The organism is Nocardioides caeni, assembly GCF_004912195.1.
GTDB classification, from domain to species: Bacteria; Actinomycetota; Actinomycetes; order Propionibacteriales; family Nocardioidaceae; genus Nocardioides; species Nocardioides caeni.
Genome location: NZ_STGW01000008.1, coordinates 68,482 through 88,433, shown reverse-complemented (window position 1 = coordinate 88,433; position 19,952 = coordinate 68,482). Strand labels below are relative to the sequence as shown.

The following is a 19,952-nucleotide window of genomic DNA, read 5'->3' as shown; positions in this document are numbered from 1 at the left end:
GCGAGCCCCGGCGGCCATGCTCGCGCCATGACATCGCACCCCGCCCGACTCCGGTCCCGGCACCGGTTCGCCGTCGTGCTGCTCGCCGCCGGCCTTCTGCTGACCGCCTGCTCGGACAGCGACGACGACATGGACTCCTCGGACACGTCCCGGACGTCGGAGGAGTCGAGCGCCGCCGGGGCGGACGCTCCGCCGGCCGCGGGCGAGGATCCTGACCAGGCTGGTGTCGAGACCGTCCTCGAGAACCTCGGCACGGTGCTGCGGACCTCGCTGGCGAACGTCGACTTCTACGAGGTCGACGCCGCGACCACCACGCTGACGATCCGGTTCAGCAGCGGCAGCAAGGACGACGTGACAGCGAACTGCCTGATCAGCCGGAGCGCGTCCCAGGGGCTCGGCCTCCCAGCCGACTACCGCCTCGTGATGTCCTACCCCGACGGAGACACGGAGTGTGCGCGGGCATGAGGTCCGCGACGCTCCGGAGGACCTTCGCCGCCGGCGCTGCTGTCACCGGCATGCTCCTGGTGACGGCCTGCTCCGCCGAGGACATCGCCGAGAAGGCCACGGAGAAGGTGGTCGAGGACCAGCTCGGCGACGGTGCCGATGTCGATGTCGACACCGACAACGGGGAGGTCCGCATCGATGACGGTGACGGCAACTCCTACGTCAGCGGCGACCAGCTGCCCGACGACTTCCCCGACGAGATCCCGCTCGTCGACGGCACGATCCTCAGCGGCGTCGCGGTCGACGAGGCGGGAGGTCGCGGCTGGTCCGTGGCCGTCCAGGTCGACACCGACGCCCAGGGCGCCGTCGAGGAGGCGGCCCGGCTGCTCGAGGAGGCCGGCTTCGAGCTCGTGACCGAGATCCAGGCCGGCGTCCCCGGCGCCCAACTCACCAACGACACCTGGGGAGTCGTGATCGCAGCCTACGAAGACACGTCGACCGACACCGCGGTGGTCGGCTACACGGTGGGTGACAACGTCGGATAGGTCGTCGACCGTGGTCAGCTCTCGTCGAGGAGCCGACGCAGCTCGGCCCGGCCGGAGACACCCAGCTTGCGATAGACCTTGGCGAGGTGGTTGTCGACCGTGCGGACCGAGAGCACCAGTCGCTCGGCGATCTCGCGGCTCGCCAGCCGCTGGCAGACGAGATCGACGATCTCCCACTCGCGGTCGGTGAGCACGTCGGTGTCGTCGACGTGCCAGGGGCGCACGTCGCTGTGCTGCTCCAGGTCGCGCCGTGAGCGCTGCAGACGTCGCAGCACCTCGGGCCGGGCGCGCGCATCCGGCATCTGCTCGGCCAGTCGCAACGCATCGATCGCGGTGGCCTCCATACCTGCCCGGGCGAGCTGTGCCGCGACGGCGCGGACCGGATCGGGTGCGGCAGTGTCGAGTGCGCCGGCCAGGGCGGTCAGGTCGTCATAGAGGCCGAGTCCGGTGCCGACCCGGCCGTGGATCTCGACCAGCAGACCGGCCGCCTGTCGGGCTTGGCCCACCCTCAGGCAGACCGAGAGCGAGATCGCGGCCACCAGGTCGTGCCCTGCCTCGGCAGCGGCGCGCGCCGTCTCCACGACGAGGCGTGCAGCCGCTGCCGGGTCACCGGACCGCGCCGTGAGCCAGGCCAGCGCCTCCGACCGCTGCAACGCGGTCTTCGGGTCGGCGACCTGGGACGGGACGAGGGTGGCGAGCAGTTCGCGGGCGACCCCGTCGCGGCCCAGTTGGGCCGCGACATTGGCCTGCAGCGCCACCGCGAATCCCAAGAAGCCGAGGGGATCCCGCCAGCGCAGCTGCGCCACGGCGAGCTCGGCCAGCGCGAGTGCGTCGGCCAGCCGGCCGCCGTACATGCGGTGGATGCCGAGGGTCAGCGACCACATTCCCACGGCATCGGGCGTGCAGGTGACTCGCTGCTCCTCGCACACCCGGGCTGCTTCCTCGCCACGTCCCTGAGAGAGCAGGAGGAAGTACTGCTGGATGTGCACCATCGCCGCCGCGAAAGGATCGAGGATGCCCTGCTCGCGCTCGATGCGGGCCAGCACGTCGGCGGCCTCCCCACCCAGCCGGCCGCTCATCGAGTCGAGCATCACCGCAGAGATCGCCCCGCGGACCGCGACCTCCGGTGCAGCGCCCTCGCCCGCAGGCAGCGGATCGCCCGCGCCGCCGGGAGCCTCGCCGTTCAGGATCCGCCAAGTGCGGATCTCAGGCTCCAGCAGGGCGCGGTCGCTGGCGTCGAGACGCGGGGCGAGCCGGGCGGCGAGCACGAGTGCCGCCGCGACGTCGAAGCGGCGGTAGGCACGGTGACTGCCCCATCGGGACGCCAGCAGGGCGAGGTCGGCCGATGTCGTCGCGGTCGCCTCGGCTCGGGTGAACGCAGCCTCTGCTTCGTCGTGGCGGCCCAGGAAGGACAGCGCGCTCGCCTCGTCGACGGCCGTCCCGAACGGCGGTGCCTGGCCGTCGGCCGATCGCAACCGTCCCCCGAGCTCGTGGGCCACGAGATGCGCACCCATGCTGAAGGCGTGCCGCACGGCCCACGCGAGATCGGCACGGCCTGCTCCAGCGGCCGTGTCGCACCGGAGGCGCACTGCCGTGAACCTCAGCCCGTCGTCGCCGCTGGCCTCGAGTCGGCCGGCAACGGTGTCAACGACGGCCTCTCTCCGGGCGGTGTCGAGGCCGGCGGTGACGGCCTCCGCGAAGGTCGGGTGGGCGACCCGCAGGATGTCGCCGCGCAGCTCAACCAGGTTGCGCGCGACCAGGTCGAGCGCCAGTCGCTGCTCCTCGGCCGTGGGGAGCAGCACCGAGCGCGGCGTCGATGCTCCGAGGGCGACGATCCGGAGGACGGCCAGTGCGTCCGGCGGCAGGTCGGAGAGTCGGTCGGCTATCGAGGTGTGCAGGTCGAGCGGCAGCGCGACCTGATCGATCTCGACGCCAGCGCCGACGCGCCGCAGCAGGCCACGGCGCTCCGCGAAGTCGACGAGCTCCCGCAGGTGGAGCGGATTGCCACCCGTCTGCTCGTGGAGACGGGTCACGTCGTCGGGACGTACGGTCGCCCCGAGGCGTCGTCGCAGCAGGTCATCGACGTCGATCCGGGTGAGCCCGTCGAGGTCGATCGTCTCGAGAGCGTCCTCGACCGCCAGCCGCTCCAGCGGTCCGTGCAGTCCGTGCTCGGTGCGCGCGGTCATCACGGCAGCCACTCCGAAGGCACGCACCAACTGATGGACGACGGCCGCAGAGGTGCTGTCGAGCAGCGGAGCATCGTCGACGACGACGAGCACCTGCCGCGCGCGCGTGCCGATCGAGGCGATCAGGTCGCGGGCGGTGAGACCCGCCGGCTCCTGGTAGCGCAGACCGAGCGGACGCAGGAGCGGCACGAAGGGTGCCAGCGGGGCGTCCTGGAGCTCGGCCAGCCCGATGATCGGAAGCACCGTCGTCGCTCTGCCCTGGCGGGACCACCGCTCGCCCAGCCGCCGGGCCAGGGTCGTCTTGCCGACCCCCGACGTGCCTCGCAGCAGCACCGCGCGCGGCGGTGCTGCGCGCAGCGAGCGGTCGAGCCGGTCCTCCACGTCGGGACGGTCGAGGATCGGCCACGGCATGCGGCGGAGCATAGGAGATCGCCAGCCGCTCGTCTCCGGAACGCCGAGCGAAGCGGCGGCCTCACAGCTCAGTCGTTGTCGGTCGGACCCGGTTCCTCGTCCTCGGTCGCGTCGGCCACGCCGCCGCCGCTGACCACGAACTTCTCGTCCTCGTCGCCCTTGTCGGGCCGCAGCTCGTCGGGCTGGTCGCCCTGGGCGCCGGTGCCGAGGGTGCCGCCTCGACCGGAGCCGACGCGCGGGTCCTTTCCGTCTGTCGTCATCGCTGGCTCGCCTTCCCCTGCGGTCCGGGCCGTGGTGCCCGGCTCCCACTCGTGGCGATACCCGGCGCGGAGGTGCGCAGCCGTGCCGGTCACACCAGCTCGGCCAGCGCGATCTCCAGCGCCGTCGCCGTCAGGTGGGTACGGCGGTCCGACCGTGCGCGGCAGGCGGCGATCGCGTCCTGGATGGTGCGGGAGACGTCGCCGAGGATCGCCTCGTCCGACACCTCGGGGATGCCCTCCATCAGGAGGGTGAATGTCCGTGCCATGCCGCAGTTGGCGATGAAGTCGGGGATCACCGAGACGTGCTCGTCGGCCAGCTCGCAGGTCGGGCCGTAGAAGATCTCCGGGTCGGCGAAGGGCACGTTGGCGCCGGCCGAGATCAGCTCGAGTCCACCCGCGACCAGCTTCTTCACGTGGTCGGCACTCACGAGCCGCGACGCCGCGCACGGCAGGAACACCTCGGCGCCCATCTCCCAGACGTGGGCGTCGAGCTCGTCGAAGGGGACCAGGTCGTCGGCCCGGAGCCGGTTGCCGTCCTTGCCGACGAACAGGGCGCGGACCTCCTCCGCGCTGAAGCCGTCGGGGTTCATCAGCCCGCCGTCACGGTCGACGATGCCGACGATCCGGGCGCCGGCCTGGGCGAGGTAGAACGCCGCGGCGGAGCCGACATTGCCCCAGCCCTGCACGATCACCCGCTTCCCGGCGACCGACGTCGCGCCGTCGCGGTCGCCGTACGTCGCGTAGTAGTGGACGACCGACTCCGCCACGCCCCAGCCGGTGACCAGGTCGGCGATCGTGTACTTCGACTCCCGGTCGGGCGTGTAGCGCGGGTCCTCGACCACCTTGGAGACGCCGAGCCGGAGCATGCCGACCCGCTGCACCAGCTCACGCTGGTCCGCGGCGAAGTGGCCGTTGACGATCCCTTCCTGCGGGTGCCAGAGGCCGTGCCGTTCGGTCAGCGGGATCACGTCGTGGACCTCGTCGACGTTGAGGTCGCCACCGGTGCCGTAGTAGGTCTTCAGCAGGGGCGTCACGGCCTGGAACCATCGGGCGAGCACGCCGTCGCGACGCGGGTCGCGCGGATCGAAGTCGATGCCCGACTTGGCGCCGCCGATCGCGGGCCCGGAGACGGTGAACTTCACCTCCATCGTCTTGGCCAGCGCCTCGACCTCGCTGCGGTCCAGGCCGGCGCGCATCCGCGTCCCGCCGCCGGCTGCGCCGCCGCGCAGCGAGTTGATCACCGCCCAGCCCTTGGCCTCGGTCTCGGCGTCGTGCCACTCGAAGACGATCTCGGGCGCCTTGGCCTCGAAGCGGTCGAGCAGGTCCTTCACTGGGTCGTTCCTTTCACGATGCGGCCTCGGCACTCGCCGAAGCCGATGCGGGTGCCGTTGGCGCCGGGGGCGGTGGCGCGGAGGACGACCTCGTCGCCGTCCTCGAGGAAGCCCTCGCCGCGCTCGATCAACGACCCCACCTGATCCTCTGCCGGACCCGAGATGGTGCCGGAGGCGAACAGGTCGCCGGTCCGGGTCGGGGCGCCGTTGACGGTGAGGTGGGCGAGCATCTGGGCGGGCGACCAGTACATCGAGGCGTACGGCGGACGGCTGACCACCTCGCCGTTCCACTCGACCTCCAGGTCGATGTCCAGGCCCCACGGGCGCTGGTCGGACCCGAGGGTGAGGTAGGGGAGCACGGCCGGCTCCTGCGCGGGCGTGTCCACCCGGGCGTGCGCCAACGCGGCCATGGGCGTCACCCACGGCGAGATCGTGGAGGCGAAGGACTTGCCGAGGTGCGGGCCGAGGGGGACGTACTCCCAGGCCTGGATGTCGCGCGCCGACCAGTCGTTGAAGAGCACCACGCCGAAAAGGTGCTCGTCGGCGTCGATGCCCGCGATCGGCGCACCCATCTCGTTGCCGATGCCCACCACGAAGCCGAGCTCGGCCTCGATGTCGAGCCGGGCGGTGGGACCGAACTCGCCGGCGGCCAGGGGACCGCTGGGGCGGACGATGTCGGTGCCGGAGACGACGACGGACGCCGCGCGACCGGTGTAGCTGACCGGCAGGTGCTTCCAGTTCGGGAGCAGCGGGTCCGGGTTGTCGGGCCGGAACAGCCGTCCGAGGTTCGACGCGTGGTGCTCGGAGGCGTAGAAGTCGACGTAGTCGGCGACCTCGAACGGCAGGTGCAGCCTCACGTCGGCGATCGGGTGCACGCCCTGCTCCGGCAGGCCGTCGCTCAGTGCGGCGGTGATCGCGGCGCGGACCTCGTCCCAGCGCTGGCGGCCCTGCGCCATGAACGCGTTGAGCGTCGGCTGGGCGAACACCTCCTCGCCCAGCAGCTCGGCCAGGTCGACGACGTGGTCGCCGAGCCGGGTCGCGCAACGGGCGGGTGAGCCGTCGACGGAGTAGACGCCGTAGGGCAGGTTGGTGAGACCGAACAGCTCGCTCATCGTGCGGTCACCTCCAGTGCGGCCAGCTCCTCGACCGGCTCGGCGATGGAGCAGGTGCCGAAGGAACCGAACAGCGAGTGGTCCGGCAGCGGCAGCCGGCGCGGGTCGCGCTCGGCCAGGAGTGCCGCCGCGTCGGCACCCGGCACGGCCGCCGCGAGCAGGTTGAGGAAGCCGTGCTGCTCGAAGCCGGTGTCCGGGTCGGTGTTGCGGGCCGCGTGATGGAGGCCGGCCGTGGCCTTGAACGGCACGCCCGCGGCGACCAGCGCGGTGATCGTCGCGGCCAACTCGGTCTCGTCGGGGTACAGGTCGGCGCGGACCCCGCCCGTGCGCACCTTCGCCCGGTACGACGTGCCGGTCAGCTCCGCGATGACGGCGTCGCGGCCCTCGTCGCGCGGGAGCTCGACGTACACGGTGACGCCCTCGGGCTCGCCGAGAGCCGCCTGCAGGCCCGGGATGTCGGGGGCGGTGACCTCGAGAGCGACCACGCGCACGCCGTCGGGAGCCTCGGCCAGCGTGGCCGCCGCGGCCCTTGCGTCAGGAACGACGACGGCCACGTCGAGGGGGGCCTCGCCGCCGAGATCGCCCACCGTGCCCAGCGCAGAGGCCGGTACGACGAGCGGGCCGACCAGGTCGGCGTACCACGCCTCCCGGTGGCGACGGTGCGCCACCACGGCCTCGGCCAGCGGCAGGTTGCCGGGCGGGAAGACCGCCGCGTCGTCCAGCAGCAGCGGCAGCCTCATCGGTCGGACCCCCGCACCCACGACGTCACGTAGATGCCGTCGTCGCAGGCCTGGCCGCCCTCGCCGAGCTCGAGCGGTCGGAAGGTGTCGACCATGACGGCGAGCTCGTCGAAGAACTCCACGCCGATCGACTTCTCGTAGGCGCCCGGCTGCGGCCCGTGGGCGTGACCGCCCGGGTGCAGGCTGATCGAGCCCTGGCCGATGCCCGATCCCTTGCGTGCCTCGTAGTCGCCGCCGACGTAGAACATGACCTCGTCGGAGTCGACGTTGGAGTGGTAGTAGGGCACCGGGATCGACAGCGGGTGGTAGTCGACCTTGCGCGGCACGAAGTTGCAGATCACGAAGTTGTGTCCCTCGAAGACCTGGTGCACCGGCGGCGGCTGATGGACCCGGCCGGTGATCGGCTCGAAGTCGGCGATGTTGAAGACGTAGGGATAGAGGCAGCCGTCCCAGCCGACCACGTCGAACGGGTGGTCCGGCACGACGTGCACCGTGCCCGCGATGCCGCCCGGGCCCGGGCCGCGGTGCTTGATGAAGACCTCGACTCCGTCGGGGGTCGAGCCTGTCGAGACCTTGTCCGCGAGCAGCGGCTCGGCCGGCGTGCGCAGGTCGCGCTCGCAGTACGGCGCGTGCTCGAGCAGCTGCCCGAAGCGGGACAGGTACCGCTTCGGCGGGGTGATGTGACTGTTGGCCTCGATCGCGTAGAGCCGCAGTGGCTCGCGTCCCGTCGGCACCCAGCGGTGTGTCGTCGCGCGCGGCAGCATCACGTAGTCGCCCTGGCCGACCTCGAGTACGCCGAACACGGTCTCGACGAGCGCGGTGCCGGACTCGACGTAGACGCACTCGTCGCCGATGCCGTTGCGATAGAGCGGCGAGGCCTTCCCGCAGACGGCGTAGGAGATCCGGACGTCGCCGTTGCCGAGCACCAGCCGCCGGCCGGTCACCGCATCGATGTCACGCCACGCCGTCTCGTCGAAGAGGTCGTGGAGTTGCAGGTGGCGCGGGACGAGCGGGTGGTTGGGGGTCGTGGTGAGGTCGGGCAGGTCCCAGACCCGCGCCTCGACGACCGCCGACGGGATCGTGCGGTGGTAGAGCAGCGAGGAGTCGGAGGAGAAGCCTTCCTCGCCCATCAGCTCCTCGAAGTGGAGCGAGCCGTCCTCGGCGCGGTGCTGCGTGTGCCGCTTCGGCGGTACGTCGCCGATCCGCTGGTAGTACATGGTCTCTCCCGGTGGTTGAGGTGTGAGGAGCCCTAGCGACGAGCCTCGAAACCTCAGAAGTTCCCGCGGCGCTCTTGCTCGCGCTCGATCGCCTCGAAGAGCGCCTTGAAGTTGCCCTTGCCGAAGCCGAGCGAGCCGTGCCGCTCGATGAGCTCGAAGAAGACGGTCGGCCGGTCGCCGAGCGGCTTGGTGAAGATCTGCAGGAGGTAGCCGTCCTCGTCGCGGTCGACCAGGATGCCGCGCTTCTGGAGCTCCTCGACCGGGACCCGGACCTCGCCGATGCGGGCCCGCAGCTCGGGATCCTCGTAGTAGGAGTCCGGCGTCGCGAGGAACTCGATGCCCTCGGCGCGCAGGCGGTCGACGGTGTCGAGGATGTCGTTGGTGGCGAGCGCGAGGTGCTGCGCGCCGGGCCCGTCGTAGAACTCGAGGTACTCGTCGATCTGCGACCTCTTCTTCGCGACCGCCGGCTCGTTGAGCGGGAACTTCACGCGGTGGTTGCCGTTGGCCACGACCTTCGACATCAGCGCCGAGTAGTCGGTCGCGATGTCGTCGCCGATGAACTCGGCCATGTTCGTGAAGCCCATGACCTTGCGATAGAACTCCACCCACTCGTCCATCCGGCCGAGCTCGACGTTGCCGACGATGTGGTCGAGTGCCTGGAACAGCCGGCGCGGCGCACCCTCGCCCCCTCGGCGGTTGAGCCTGTCGAAACCCGAGCTGCGAGCGACGTAGCCCGGGAGGTACGGGCCGTCGTACCGGCTGCGGTCGACGAGGCTGTGCCGGGTGTCGCCGTACGTCGCGATCGCGGCGACGCGCACCGTGCCGTGCTCGTCGCTGATGTCGTGCGGCTCCTCCAGGACCGTCGCTCCGACGGCGCGGGCGTGGGCGATGCACTTGTCGACGTCCGGCACCTCGAGCGCGATGTCGACGATGCCGTCGCCGTGCTTGCGGTGGTGGTCGAGGATCGGGCTGCTCGGGTCGACGCCGCCCTTGAGGACGAAGCGGACCGCGCCGCTCCTGAGCACGAAGGCGACGTGGTCGCGGTTGCCGGTCTCGGGGCCGGAGTAGGCGACCAGCTCCATGCCGAACGCCGAGACGAAGAAGTGGGCGGACTGGGTGGCGTTGCCGACGGCCCACACGGCGGCGTCCCAGCCGGTCACCGGGAACGGGTCCTCGTGGTCGTCGTACTCGACGAGGCCGACGAGCTGTTTCAACGTGTCGAGGTCGAGCTCGGCGAGCCGCTCCTCGCTGGTCAGGGTCTCCTGCAGGGACATGCGAGCAGCACAACAGTGTGCGCATGACCGCACAACCTGCGCATCTCGAGGTGGGCAGAACGGTCAGTTCTGCCGAGCCCGAGGGGGAAGAACTGTCCGGATTGACTAGTTCGCCCCTAGCATCAGTTCATGGCAGGTCCGCTCACCCTCGACCAGGTCGACATCGCGCTGCTCACCGCTCTCACCGAGCACCCGCGGGCCGGCGATCTCGAGCTGTCCCGCAGCACCCAGGTCGCCCGGGCGACCGTGCAGAGCCGGCTGCGACGACTGGCCGAGGCCGGCGTCATCGCCGACTGGGACCCGACCCTCGACGTCGCGGCGGCGGGCTACGAGGTGCAGGCCTACGTCACCCTGGAGATCTCCCAAGGTGCGCTCGACGAGGTCGCCGCCGACCTGGCCGCGATCCCGCAGGTCCTCGAGGCCTACGTCACCACCGGCTCCTACGACGTCCTGTGCCGCATCGCGACGCGCTCGCACCCCGAGCTGCAGGCCACCCTCGTCCGCATCGACCAGTCCGCGTCGGTCGTCCGCTCGACCAGCGTGATGGTGCTGTCGACCCTCGTCGCCCCCCGCGTCCTGCCCCTGCTCGCCAGCACCGAGCCGCCACCGAGCCGTCGCGCCCCCGCCTACCGCGCCTGAGCCACTCCATCGGTCGGCGCCGCAGGCGCCGGCCTCTCGTTGGTCGAGGAGGCCGGCCACGGCCGTCTCGAGACCGCCGCAGCCCGTGCACCGGACCGGGCCGGTCCCAGCACCACGGCCAGGCGTCTCGAGACGCTTGCTGCGCAAGCTCCTCGACGACCGGGCGTCGCGGGGCGGTGAAAAAAGTAAGCGCCGCCGCAGGCGTCTCGGGTCACCTGCGGCGGCAAGAAGGATCATGGCAGAGGGTCCGCTCTCCTGTCTCCCGGACCGGCCAACTCAACGGTAAAAACTCCCTGGCCGCCGCCTCCCCACGAAGCGGCGCCCCCCGGAGGCGTCAGCGGGCGGCGACCACGAGGCCGTCGATCCGGACTGCGCGGTTGCGGCTGGCGACGACGACCCGGACCTTCCCCGAGCGGGCCGAGAAGGCGGGGACCAGCAGCACCTGCCGGTGACGCACGGCGGTGCCGCGCGCCAACCTGATCCGGCCGACCCGCTGCGCGCCGACGTAGAGGTCGACCACCCCGCAGGTGGGGCAGGTCGTGGCGACGACGCCGACCCGGCGCAGCGACGCACCGGTGCGGGCGAGGGTGCGGGCCTGCTGGTTGGTCAGCGCCGCCGACCCTCCGTAGTAGGCCCCGCCACTGACGACCGTCCATCCCGCCGACCTGGCCAGCGAGGTCTGGTCGAGCGGCGCCACCATGCACCGTTCGCTGCTCCATCCGCTCGTCCCGCCGGAGTTGCGCGCCCGCACGGAGTAGCAGGTGGTGCTCCCGCGCGGCAGGGCGTGGGTGACCGACGTCGTGCCCAGTCCCTGCCACGCGGCCGGCTGGGTGAGGCCGCCGAAGCTGCCGTTCCACGCGGCGCGCCGCATCCGCACGTCGTACGACGCCCCGGGCACGGCGTTCCATCGCACGGTGTGGCTGCCGGCGGTCGTGACGCCGACCGCCGCGGGGGCCGTCACCGACGGCACCGGCGGCGGAGGCGGCGTCGTCGGTTGATCGGTGACGGCGAACAGGCGCACCGGCGTCTGGCTCGCGTATCCGTCGATCCGCGCCAGGCGGCCGTCGGTGAGCTGGACGACGTCGCGCTGAGCGACCTGGGCGAGGGAGCCGGAGACGCAGCCGAAGTAGTGGTCGACCGTGCTGTGTCCGTCGAGCAGGATGCCCAGGCCGCAGCCCTCGCCGCCGCTCTCGGTGCCGTAGGTGTAGAACACCGCGACGTCACCGTCGTCGACGAAGACGTGGGTGATGTCGACCTCGTCGCCGGTCGCGTTGCTGGGGTCGGGGTTCCAGGTCACGTCGGTGCCGGACGCCCGGTCGAACAGGATCGACTTGCCACCGGTGCCCTGCGCCTCGACCACGCGGACGTTCCCCGCGGTGGTGGCGACCGTGAACTCCTGGGCAGGGAAAGGGGCGGGCGTCTGCTGGATCGCGTCCAGACCCGGCTGGTCGTTGCCCGCTTCGATCCGCAGACCGGCGTCGTTCCACGTGACCGCCCACGCGGGAGTGCCCCAGTCGTCGAGGCAGAACCTCGTGCTGTTCGTCGCCCCGGGGTCGTCGCACGCCTTGTCGAGGAACTGGTTGAGCACGATCGTCGCGGACGGGCCGCTCCGGTGGTCCAGGGTGATCTGGAGGTCACCGCCGGAGTCGTAGTAGGCGGAGGGTCGCTTCGACTCCTCGGCGTAGCCGCAACCGGTCGACAGTTCGCCCGCCGCGCTGGCGGTCTTCCACTCGGCCCAGTGGGCGACCAGGGGTGGGTTGGTCGGCAGGTTGGTGACACAGGACGTCGGCACGTGCCCGCTGCGCACCAGCTTCATCGGCGCACTCCAGGACCCCGAGCCGGGGTCGAGGTGGACCACCCAGGCGGTCTCGGTGTGGGCGGCGTTGTCCGTCTCGGGTACGCCGTCCCAGACGTTGGCCACGTTCACGTCGCCGGGGCTCGTGCCCACAGGGTTGAGCGGATGCGCGATGGTGCGGATCGTGCGGTGCTTGACCAGCGTGTAGACGAAGCTGATCCGTCCGTCGCTCGCTCGCACTGCCCGCCCCGGATCGGCCTGGACCCGGGTGGAGTCCGGCGCCAGCGGTGCCACGTCCTGTCCCGCGGCGCCGTAGCCGCTGCTCGCGATCTCCGATCCCCACGTGCCCGCGGTCCACCGGCGCGCGCGAAACGGGTTCGTGGAGGTGTCGATCGAGCCGTTGGACACTGCTGTGGTGGTGCTCCAGGCGAGGGTGACGGTGTCGCCCACGGGCACCAGGCGCGGTGTGATGAAGCCGATCTCGAGACTGTCGCCGTAGGCACCGTCGGTCTTCGCGACATAGACCTCCTGGGGTGCGGACCAGGTCCCGGCCGTGGTGCGCGACACCGACATCACGGGCCACTGGCCCGACGTGGCGGACCTGACCGCCCACACCACCAGCACGCGGCCCGAGGAGTCGGCGAAGGTGTCGAAGGTGCGGCCCTCGGGTGCCCCGGTGCCACTCCAGGGAGCACCGGTCGGGGTGACCTGGGGAGCCGACCAGGTGCCCGTCGCCTCGCGGACCCGACTGACCAGGACGGTCTCCGCGGCGAAGCCGTAGTCGTCACCGCGGGCGAGGAGCACGGCGATCAGCCGGCCGTCCGGCAGCGCCTCGAGGTTGGCTGCCTTCGGCGCCGTCGCGGTGTCCGTGGCGACGACGTACTCGTTGTCCGTCCACTGGGCCTCGACATCGAACGACGCCAGCGCCGGCGTCGCTGGGCCGAGCACCGGCATTCCGAGCGCGGCCAGCGCCGTGAGCGCCACACCCGCTGCGAGCGTCGTGCGTCGCCTCATCGCAGGACCGTCGCGAAGACGTCGTAGTCCCCGCCGGCGCTCGCCGTGATCGCCGCCAAGGAGCCGAACACCACGACCCGGCCGTCCGCGGAGAGGACCGCTCCACTGCTGGAGCCGGGGCCACCGCGGGTCACCAACAGGTGGGGGGTCGCGCTAGCGGTGTCCCAGAGGACGATGTCGTCGTCCGTGCCGTTGGTGTCGCCGGGCTGCGGCGACTCGGTCGAGACGACCACGTAGCGGCCGTCGGCCGAGATGTCCTCGCCTATGCTCTTGCCCGGCCCCGCGGGCGCTGCGAGGAGGTAGGCGCCGCCGGCAGTCCGCAGGTAGGCGTCGGACTGACCATTCGTGTCGCCGGCAAGATCCTCGGTCGAGGTGAAGACCAGCAGCTCACCGGTCCGGTTGAGGTGAGGGCGGCTGGCCTGCATGCCGGGAGTGAGGTTCTTGCGGTTGTACGCCGTCCCGTTGGCGTCGATCTCGGTCGCGTAGATCGCCGAGCCGTCGACGTTGCCCGGGGCGAGGTTGGTGTCGGTCGTGGTGAAGACGACGCGGGAGCCGTTGCCGGCGAGGTCCATGCTGAAGGTGCCGGTGGTCGACCAGCCCGACTGCGTGCGGTCGAGGCCGAACGACGTGTCGTCCCTGCGGTCGCGCAGGTAGGGGTGGCGGACGCTGGTGTTGGGCGGCGGGGAGCTGACCAGGTCGTTGGCGGTCGAGGCGAAGGCCACGAAACGACCGTCGTCGCTGATGGCGTGCACGTAGGAGTCGTTGTTGCCGGGGGCCCCGCCCGACGTCGTCGACACGAGGTCGAGGGCCCCGGTGGTCCGGTCGAGCACGGCGACGTCGTAGTCGTAGTCGCCCTCGCCGAAGAGGTTCGACGCGATCGTCTGGAAGGCGACGAACCGGCCGTCCCCCGACAGGTGCGGGTTGTTGACGTGACTGTTGGCCTGGGGGAGCAGATGGGTCAGCGCGCCGGTGCGACGGTCGAACAGATAGATGTCGTTGAGCGCGTCCTCGTCGGAGGGCAGCAGGGCGGCCTCGGAGGTGAACGCCACCCACCGTCCGTCGGCGGAGACGGAGGGGGAGAAGCTCTCCTTGCCCGCGGCCTGGCCCACGCTGAGGAGCTCGGTCGTTGTCGCCGTACGGACGACGACGCCACCCGTGGCGCGGGCCGGCGCACCGCGGAAGGAGCGGGCGACCACCCGCCACGTGCGGGAGCCGGCTGCGCCACCGCTCACCGGCACCCGGGCCACGCCGCTGGCATTGGTCCGCCGAGTGGCGACCGTCGTCCACGTCGCGCCGGAGCGGCGCTGCACCGAGACCGACCGCCCGGCCCGGCGCGGGGTCGGCACCGCGGTGACGACCCGCGGCAGGCCCGTCACGAAGGGAGCGTCGAAGGTCCGGCTCATACCCTGTGCCACCGTCGCGACGCGCACCTGGCGACTGGTGAAGCCCGCGGCCGCCACGCGATAGGTGCCGGTCCGCATGACCCGTGCCCGCAGACGGTACGTCGACCCGGCGCCGACCCGCGCCCGGGCGACGGTCCGCCACCGGCTCCCCGCGCGCACCTCGAGGCGCACGGGCCTGCCCCGCGGGGAGAGGCGGCCGCTGAAGGTGGTCTGCTCGCCGGCCATGGGGCGGCGGGGGGAGACGGTCACGGTCGCCGCCTGTGCCGAGCGCGGCGCCACGAGGGCGATCCGGGCCGGGCCGTCGGCGGGGGCCGCGCCGGCCGGCGGGAGTCCGACGAGCGCTGACACGGTCAGCGGCAGGACCAGCAGCCAGGCCGGGAGCAGGGCGGCGGGGCGGGGACGGGACGGGGCACCGAGCGAGATCGTCACGATCATCGATGGTGGGTCGGCGTTCGCGGTGCGGCGGGGGTTCGAGGTCCGGTTGAGACCAAGGTGAGACTCGCTCGGAACCTCTATGCTGGCTGCTCCCTCGAAGTTCTCGGAGGCCAGGCATGGGCACGGTCCACCTGCACCCGCGGTCGTCCGGCGGTCGACCCAGCCTGGTGTCCTTCGCCGACGACCTCGAGGACCAGCGCTACGAGTGCCCCGGGCTCGTCGCGCGGCGCCGCGAGCTGCTCCTCGACGACTCCTCCCTGCGGATCCTCGTCCTCAGCGGTCCGGGCGGCTCGGGCAAGAGCGCGGCGCTGCGCAGCATCGGGCGGGAGGCGCGGCGACTGGGACAGGCCGTCTCCGTCGTCGACGCCCGCGCGCAGGACGTCGCGGCCGAGCTCGACGCTCTCGCCGACGCGCCCGCCCGGGTCGTGCTGGTCGACGAGGTCGACCTGCTGCCCGGTGGTCTGACCGGGCTGGCCGCGGCCATCCAGGCGCTGCCGGCCGACACCCGTCTCGTGCTCGCCGGCCGGGGCCTCCCCGCGCGATGGCTGCCGTCCGCGCTCGAGTCGCTGACGGCCCACGTGCGCGTGCCGGCACTCACGCCGGACGCGGCCGATCGGGTCCTGCTGGCCCATGCGGTGGACGACGCCGACGTGCGTGGCGTGCTGGTCCGGTGGGCCGGCGGCCTGCCGCTCGCGCTGGTCGTCGGAGCCCGGGCCTGGGCAGCGGCCGGCTCCCGGCCCGACCGTCTGGAGGCCGCCCTGCTCCGCGAGGGCAGTGACGACCTCCTCGCCCATCTCGCCGGCTCGGCGTTCGACGAGCTGGAGCCCGAGCTGGTGGCGGCGCTCGCCGTGGCCCCGGGGCTCGACGCCGCCCTCATCGGCCACCTCTTCCCCGGACGGACCGAGGAGGTCGTCGCGACCCTGCGGGCCACCGGCGTCGTGGAGTCGGTGGCCGGCCGGATCGCGCTGCACCCGACCCTCGCGGAGGTCCTCGCCGATCGGCTGCGCAGCGAGGAGCCGGCCCGGCTGGCAGCGACGACCCTGCGGGTGGCCGGGCACGAGCACTCGCGTGCGCTCCTCGGCGACCCCGGAGCGGTGGCGCGGCTCGCTGCGCTGGTCCGTGACCCGGCGCTGCGCTCCGGGCTGGGCTCGCGCACGCCCGCACCCTGCTACGCCGACCGCTGGCGACCCGATGACGCGCCCGCCGTACGACGCCGGGTGGAGGCGGCCTGTCCGGGAGCGTGGTCGCTGGTCGGTGCCTGGGCGGGGGCCGACCTGCGGGTGGTGCGGCGCGCGGATGGCGCCGTGGCTGCGCTCGTCGCGGCGATGTCGGTGCGCGCGGCCGAGCGACTCACGGGCCCGCGCAGGCAGCTGATCGCTCCGGTCCTCGAGCGTGCCCGATCGCACGGAGAGCCGGAGCGGGCCGTCATCACGGCGGTGCAGCTCACCGTCGACGGGTCCGGCGACCCGGAGGTCGATCGCGTCCGCAACGCAGCCGGCCTCGCGCAGTGCGGGATCGCCAACCCGCGCAGCGACTGGGCGAACCTGGTCGGTGACCGTCCCGCCGAGCGGGACGTGCTGCGTGCCTATGGCTATGAGGAGGTCGTCGACCTCCGGCGGACCGTGGCCGGGGTCCCGGTCAGCACGTGGTTCGCCGACACCGGCCCCGGAGGTCTGGCGGGCCTGCTCCACGACGCGATCCTGCAGGAGCAGGGCGGGTCGGGCGGTGTGGTGGAGCCGGGCCTGCTCCTCGCGGTGCTGGAGGCCTTTGATGACGACGCGGCGCTCGCCCGGCTCGCCGCCGGCACCGCCGACCTGGTCCGCTCCGGTGACGTCGGCGACCTGCGGGCCTGGGTGCATGCGCACGTCACCCGCACGCTCGCGGGGGAGCCCGCGCTCCTCGACCTGATCCAGCGGCGCTACCTCACCGCGGGGGGCACCCATGAGTCGGTGATGCGGGCCACATTCCTCAGCCGGGCGACGTACTTCCGGCGCCTGCGCCGGGCCCGTGACCTCCTGGTGCGGTGACCCGCGGCGTTCGAACGATCCAATTCCGCGCCCCGCGTTCGGGGGTGTCGCGCCGATGTGCAAAGGCGCTCGACGGGTGTCATGGTGACTCCGACGCGGACGACGGTGTCCACGGATCGACCCGATTCGTACCCCGGGATGACCCGGGTGGGCTGTGGGGTAGCGTGCCCACACCTTGACAAGGACCGAAAGGCTGGCGAGAAGCATGGTTGATGTGGAGCGGACGCTCGACGAGGCGGGGTTGACCAACCCGCACGTTCGTGAGTACGTCGCACACTGGGCCAACATCACGGGTGCGGAGCGGATCGAGGTCGTGTCCGCGGCCGACGACGCGCGCCTCGTCCAGGAGTCCCTCGACGCCGGCGAACTGCTCCCGGCCGGCGACGGTCTCTACTACTCGCGCTCCTACTTCAAGGACACCGCGCGAGCCGAGGAGCGCACCATCGTCGCGACCTCCAACGAGGCCGACAAGGGCATCTACAACAACTGGAAGCCCGCCGCGGAGATGAAGCCGAAGCTCGTCGAGCTGATGACCGGCGCCTCCGCGGGCAAGACCATGTACGTCATCCCCTACCTGATGGCCCCCAAGGGCTCGCCGCTGGAGAAGTTCGCGGCCGGTGTGGAGCTGACCGACAACCGCAACGTCGTGCTCCAGATGATCCGCATGGCGCGGGTCGGCGTGGAATACATCAACGACCTGGGCGACTCCTTCGTCAAGGCCGTCCACGTGACCGGTGACCTGGAGAACCTCGGCCAGGGGACGCCCGACGACAAGCGCTACTTCGTGACCGTCGCCGACGAGCGCACGATCCTGCACTTCGGCTCGTCCTACGGCGGCAACGCGCTGCTCGGCAAGATCGCCCACGGTCTGCGCCAGGGCTCGTTCGACGGCTGGAAGAACGGCTTCCTCGTGGAGCAGTTCATGCTGCTGGGCATCACCGACAAGCAGACCGGCAAGAAGTGGAACATCTGCGGCGGCTTCCCGTCCGCGTCGGGCAAGACCAACCTCGCGATGACGCTGGCCCCCGACGCCCTCGGTGACCGCTACTACGTCGAGTTCTATGGCGACGACATCGCGTGGCTGTGGGTCGGCGACGACGGCAAGCTCTATGGCATGAACCCGGAGTTCGGTGTCTTCGGTGTCGCCAAGGACACCAACGAGAAGACGAACCCGACCGCGATCGACTCGATCGTGCCGGGCACCGGCGCCATCTTCACCAACGTCGCCTACAACCCCAAGACCCAGCAGGTCTGGTGGGAGGGTCGCGGCGACAAGCCGACCGACCTCGACGGCTGGGAGGACTGGAAGGGCGACGTCATCGCCGAGCGCACGGGCGACGAGGTCGACGCCCCGTGGGCCCACCCCAACAGCCGCTTCACCACCACGCTGGCCAACGTGCCCAACGTGGCGAAGGACTTCGAGGACCCGGCCGGTGTCGAGATCCACGGCATCATCTTCGGTGGCCGCACGCGTGACCGCGAGCCGCTGATCCGGGCGATCAACGACGTGGCCGAGGGCGTCTACGACGGCCTGACGCTGGGCGCCGAGGCGACCGCCGCAGCCGACGGCCTCGAGGGCGTGCTCCGCTACGACCCGATGTCGATGCGTCCGTTCATGTCCTACTCCGAGGCCGACTACGCCGCGCACTGGCTGGAGGTCATCGGCCGCGCGACGAAGAAGCCGATCTTCGCGCACGTCAACTGGTTCCAGCGCGGCGACGACGGCCGCTTCCTGTGGCCCGGCTACCGCGAGAACCTGCGTCCGCTCAACTGGCTGATGCAGTTCCTCGACGGAGAGGTCGAGGGCGTCCGGACGCCGGTGGGCGTGCTGCCGAAGCGCGAGGAGCTCAACCTCGACGGTCTCGACGAGCAGGCGCTCGCCGACCTCGACACGCTGCTCACGATCGACGTCGAGCGCTGGCAGCAGGAGATGGGCTTCCGCGAGAAGCACCTCGCGCAGTTCGACGGTCTTCCCGAGGAGATCTGGGAGGCGCACCGCCGCGTCGCCGAGGCACTCGAGGGCTGACCGAAGGTCCCTTCAGCGCTGCCCCTCTCGTCACGAGAGGGGCAGCGCTGCTTTTCGGCCGCGCGGTCCCACGCCCTGGATCCGGTGGGCGACAGGCGCGAGTGACCAGGGCTACTCTTCGTCGAATGCGGCGCCGCTGGAGCCCGCCATGCACATGGGGATGGGCGTGAAGAAGATCCTGTGGTTGTCGCGCGGCCTCGCGATCGCTGTGCTGCTGGCTGTGTTGCCCGCGGTGCTTCCCGGACTCGACGGCGGAAGCGGCCGCCCCGCAGCCACGGCTGACGCCGCGGCACGTACGACGGCGTGCGGGGGAGTCGCCGCGGTGTCCTCGACCGACGGCGTCTGGCGCTGCAGGTTCAGCGACGACTTCACCGGCACCACTCTCAACCGCAACAAGTGGATCGTGCAGCACACGCCCGTGACCGGATGGCGGAGTGGGCGCGAGTGCTACCTGAACCACCCGGAGAACGTCCGGGTCAGTGGGGGTCTGCTGAGCCTGACCGCGCGGGAGAAGGCCAAGCTCTTCCTCTGCGAGACACCGGGCGGTGGGGGCTACTGGACCCGGGTGACGAGCGGCATGGTCACGACCTGGGGCCGCTTCCAGCAGACCTACGGTCGTTGGGAGATCAGGGCGCGCTTCCCCGACGTCACGACCCGCGGTGTCCACTCCGCCCTGTGGCTCTGGCCCCGCGTCCAGAACTACGGCGCCTGGCCCCGGTCCGGTGAGATCGACATCGCCGAGTTCTTCTCCGGCAAGCCGGACCGTGCGATTCCCTACATCCACTACCGCAAGGCGCGGTGGGACCCCAGCGTCACCAACACGTCCTGCCTGATCGACCGCACGAGGTTCCAGACCTACCGGCTCGACTGGACCCGGAGCACGCTCACGGTGTCCATCGACGGCAAGGTCTGCGTCCGGCACACCATCAATCCGGCCTGGCCGCTGTCGAAGCCGGCGCCGTTCGACAAGCCGTTCTTCCTCGCGCTGACCCAGGCGCTCGGCATCGGCCAGAACGGCTACAGCAGCTGGACCACCCAGCTGCCGGCCACCACCCAGATCGACTGGGTCCGCGTCTGGGGCTGACCCGCGATC

General features: G+C 71.6%; 15 protein-coding genes. 6 read left to right on the top strand and 9 right to left on the bottom strand.

Annotated elements, in window-relative coordinates:
* Positions 1-27 precede the first annotated feature (27 nt).
* Both E9934_RS13100 and E9934_RS13095 read left to right on the top strand, forming a co-directional pair.
* Positions 28-465, top strand: a complete 438-nt coding sequence (locus tag E9934_RS13100; protein WP_136563343.1) for a hypothetical protein — start codon at positions 28-30, stop codon at positions 463-465.
* A complete protein-coding gene (locus E9934_RS13095; protein WP_136563342.1) occupies positions 462-989 on the top strand; it encodes a hypothetical protein in 528 nt (175 codons plus the stop codon). The genes E9934_RS13100 and E9934_RS13095 overlap by 4 nt, the downstream gene beginning before the upstream one ends.
* A gap of 14 nt (positions 990-1,003) precedes the next feature.
* Here E9934_RS13095 and E9934_RS13090 read toward each other — a convergent pair whose 3' ends face one another.
* The 7 genes from E9934_RS13090 to hppD form a co-directional block, all read right to left on the bottom strand.
* Positions 1,004-3,586: a LuxR C-terminal-related transcriptional regulator gene (locus E9934_RS13090; protein WP_158294997.1), complete on the bottom strand. Its 2,583-nt coding sequence runs from the start codon at positions 3,584-3,586 to the stop codon at positions 1,004-1,006.
* A 68-nt stretch (positions 3,587-3,654) separates the two neighbouring features.
* A complete protein-coding gene (locus E9934_RS13085; RefSeq protein ID WP_136563340.1) occupies positions 3,655-3,846 on the bottom strand; it encodes a hypothetical protein in 192 nt (63 codons plus the stop codon).
* A gap of 89 nt (positions 3,847-3,935) precedes the next feature.
* Complete coding sequence (locus E9934_RS13080; RefSeq protein ID WP_136563339.1) at positions 3,936-5,177, bottom strand: Glu/Leu/Phe/Val dehydrogenase dimerization domain-containing protein; 1,242 nt, start codon at positions 5,175-5,177, stop codon at positions 3,936-3,938.
* Entirely contained in the window at positions 5,174-6,289 is a 1,116-nt protein-coding gene (fahA, locus tag E9934_RS13075; protein ID WP_136563338.1) for a fumarylacetoacetase, read from the bottom strand. The genes E9934_RS13080 and fahA overlap by 4 nt, the downstream gene beginning before the upstream one ends.
* Positions 6,286-7,029 carry a hypothetical protein gene (locus E9934_RS13070; protein ID WP_136563337.1) on the bottom strand — a complete coding sequence of 248 codons (744 nt, stop codon included), beginning with the start codon at positions 7,027-7,029 and terminating at the stop codon, positions 6,286-6,288. The genes fahA and E9934_RS13070 overlap by 4 nt, the downstream gene beginning before the upstream one ends.
* The gene (locus E9934_RS13065; protein WP_136563336.1) at positions 7,026-8,246 is read right to left on the bottom strand and encodes a homogentisate 1,2-dioxygenase; all 1,221 of its coding nucleotides are present in this window, start codon (positions 8,244-8,246) and stop codon (positions 7,026-7,028) included. Before E9934_RS13065 ends, E9934_RS13070 begins: the two co-directional genes overlap by 4 nt.
* 53 nt (positions 8,247-8,299) lie before the next feature.
* Positions 8,300-9,520 (bottom strand): 4-hydroxyphenylpyruvate dioxygenase, encoded by a 1,221-nt coding sequence (gene hppD / locus E9934_RS13060; protein ID WP_136563335.1) that lies wholly within the window; start codon positions 9,518-9,520, stop codon positions 8,300-8,302.
* 129 nt (positions 9,521-9,649) lie between these two features.
* Here hppD and E9934_RS13055 point away from each other — a divergent pair, with 129 nt between their 5' ends.
* Positions 9,650-10,159 (top strand): Lrp/AsnC family transcriptional regulator, encoded by a 510-nt coding sequence (locus E9934_RS13055; protein WP_136563334.1) that lies wholly within the window; start codon positions 9,650-9,652, stop codon positions 10,157-10,159.
* A gap of 334 nt (positions 10,160-10,493) precedes the next feature.
* On the opposite strand, the gene E9934_RS13050 is transcribed toward E9934_RS13055, so the two are convergent.
* Together E9934_RS13050 and E9934_RS13045 are read right to left on the bottom strand one after the other, a co-directional pair.
* Positions 10,494-12,968, bottom strand: a complete 2,475-nt coding sequence (locus E9934_RS13050; RefSeq protein ID WP_136563333.1) for a hypothetical protein — start codon at positions 12,966-12,968, stop codon at positions 10,494-10,496.
* The gene (locus E9934_RS13045; RefSeq protein ID WP_158294996.1) at positions 12,965-14,800 is read right to left on the bottom strand and encodes a TolB-like translocation protein; all 1,836 of its coding nucleotides are present in this window, start codon (positions 14,798-14,800) and stop codon (positions 12,965-12,967) included. The genes E9934_RS13050 and E9934_RS13045 overlap by 4 nt, the downstream gene beginning before the upstream one ends.
* 122 nt (positions 14,801-14,922) lie before the next feature.
* On the opposite strand from E9934_RS13045, the gene E9934_RS13040 reads away from it, so the two are divergent.
* The 3 genes from E9934_RS13040 (at position 14,923) to E9934_RS13030 (ending at position 19,943) form a co-directional block, all read left to right on the top strand.
* A complete protein-coding gene (locus E9934_RS13040) occupies positions 14,923-16,833 on the top strand; it encodes a DEAD/DEAH box helicase family protein (protein ID WP_136563331.1) in 1,911 nt (636 codons plus the stop codon).
* Positions 16,834-17,038: 205 nt separating this feature from the next.
* Positions 17,039-18,859 (top strand): phosphoenolpyruvate carboxykinase (GTP), encoded by a 1,821-nt coding sequence (locus tag E9934_RS13035; RefSeq protein ID WP_136563330.1) that lies wholly within the window; start codon positions 17,039-17,041, stop codon positions 18,857-18,859.
* A 148-nt stretch (positions 18,860-19,007) separates the two neighbouring features.
* Entirely contained in the window at positions 19,008-19,943 is a 936-nt protein-coding gene (locus tag E9934_RS13030; protein ID WP_136563329.1) for a glycoside hydrolase family 16 protein, read from the top strand.
* Positions 19,944-19,952 lie beyond the last annotated feature (9 nt).

Excerpts from the sequence above, each read along its gene's own strand:
- E9934_RS13055 (WP_136563334.1), top strand. The coding sequence starts at position 9,650 with ATGGCAGGTCCGCTCACCCTCGACCAGGTCGACATCGCGCTGCTCACC.
- fahA (WP_136563338.1), bottom strand. The coding sequence starts at position 6,289 with ATGAGCGAGCTGTTCGGTCTCACCAACCTGCCCTACGGCGTCTACTCC.
- E9934_RS13040 (WP_136563331.1), top strand. The coding sequence starts at position 14,923 with ATGGGCACGGTCCACCTGCACCCGCGGTCGTCCGGCGGTCGACCCAGC.
- hppD (WP_136563335.1), bottom strand. The coding sequence starts at position 9,520 with ATGTCCCTGCAGGAGACCCTGACCAGCGAGGAGCGGCTCGCCGAGCTC.
- E9934_RS13070 (WP_136563337.1), bottom strand. The coding sequence starts at position 7,029 with ATGAGGCTGCCGCTGCTGCTGGACGACGCGGCGGTCTTCCCGCCCGGC.
- E9934_RS13050 (WP_136563333.1), bottom strand. The coding sequence starts at position 12,968 with ATGAGGCGACGCACGACGCTCGCAGCGGGTGTGGCGCTCACGGCGCTG.
- E9934_RS13030 (WP_136563329.1), top strand. The coding sequence starts at position 19,008 with ATGCACATGGGGATGGGCGTGAAGAAGATCCTGTGGTTGTCGCGCGGC.
- E9934_RS13090 (WP_158294997.1), bottom strand. The coding sequence starts at position 3,586 with ATGCCGTGGCCGATCCTCGACCGTCCCGACGTGGAGGACCGGCTCGAC.
- E9934_RS13100 (WP_136563343.1), top strand. The coding sequence starts at position 28 with ATGACATCGCACCCCGCCCGACTCCGGTCCCGGCACCGGTTCGCCGTC.
- E9934_RS13085 (WP_136563340.1), bottom strand. The coding sequence starts at position 3,846 with ATGACGACAGACGGAAAGGACCCGCGCGTCGGCTCCGGTCGAGGCGGC.
- E9934_RS13035 (WP_136563330.1), top strand. The coding sequence starts at position 17,039 with ATGGTTGATGTGGAGCGGACGCTCGACGAGGCGGGGTTGACCAACCCG.
- E9934_RS13065 (WP_136563336.1), bottom strand. The coding sequence starts at position 8,246 with ATGTACTACCAGCGGATCGGCGACGTACCGCCGAAGCGGCACACGCAG.
- E9934_RS13095 (WP_136563342.1), top strand. The coding sequence starts at position 462 with ATGAGGTCCGCGACGCTCCGGAGGACCTTCGCCGCCGGCGCTGCTGTC.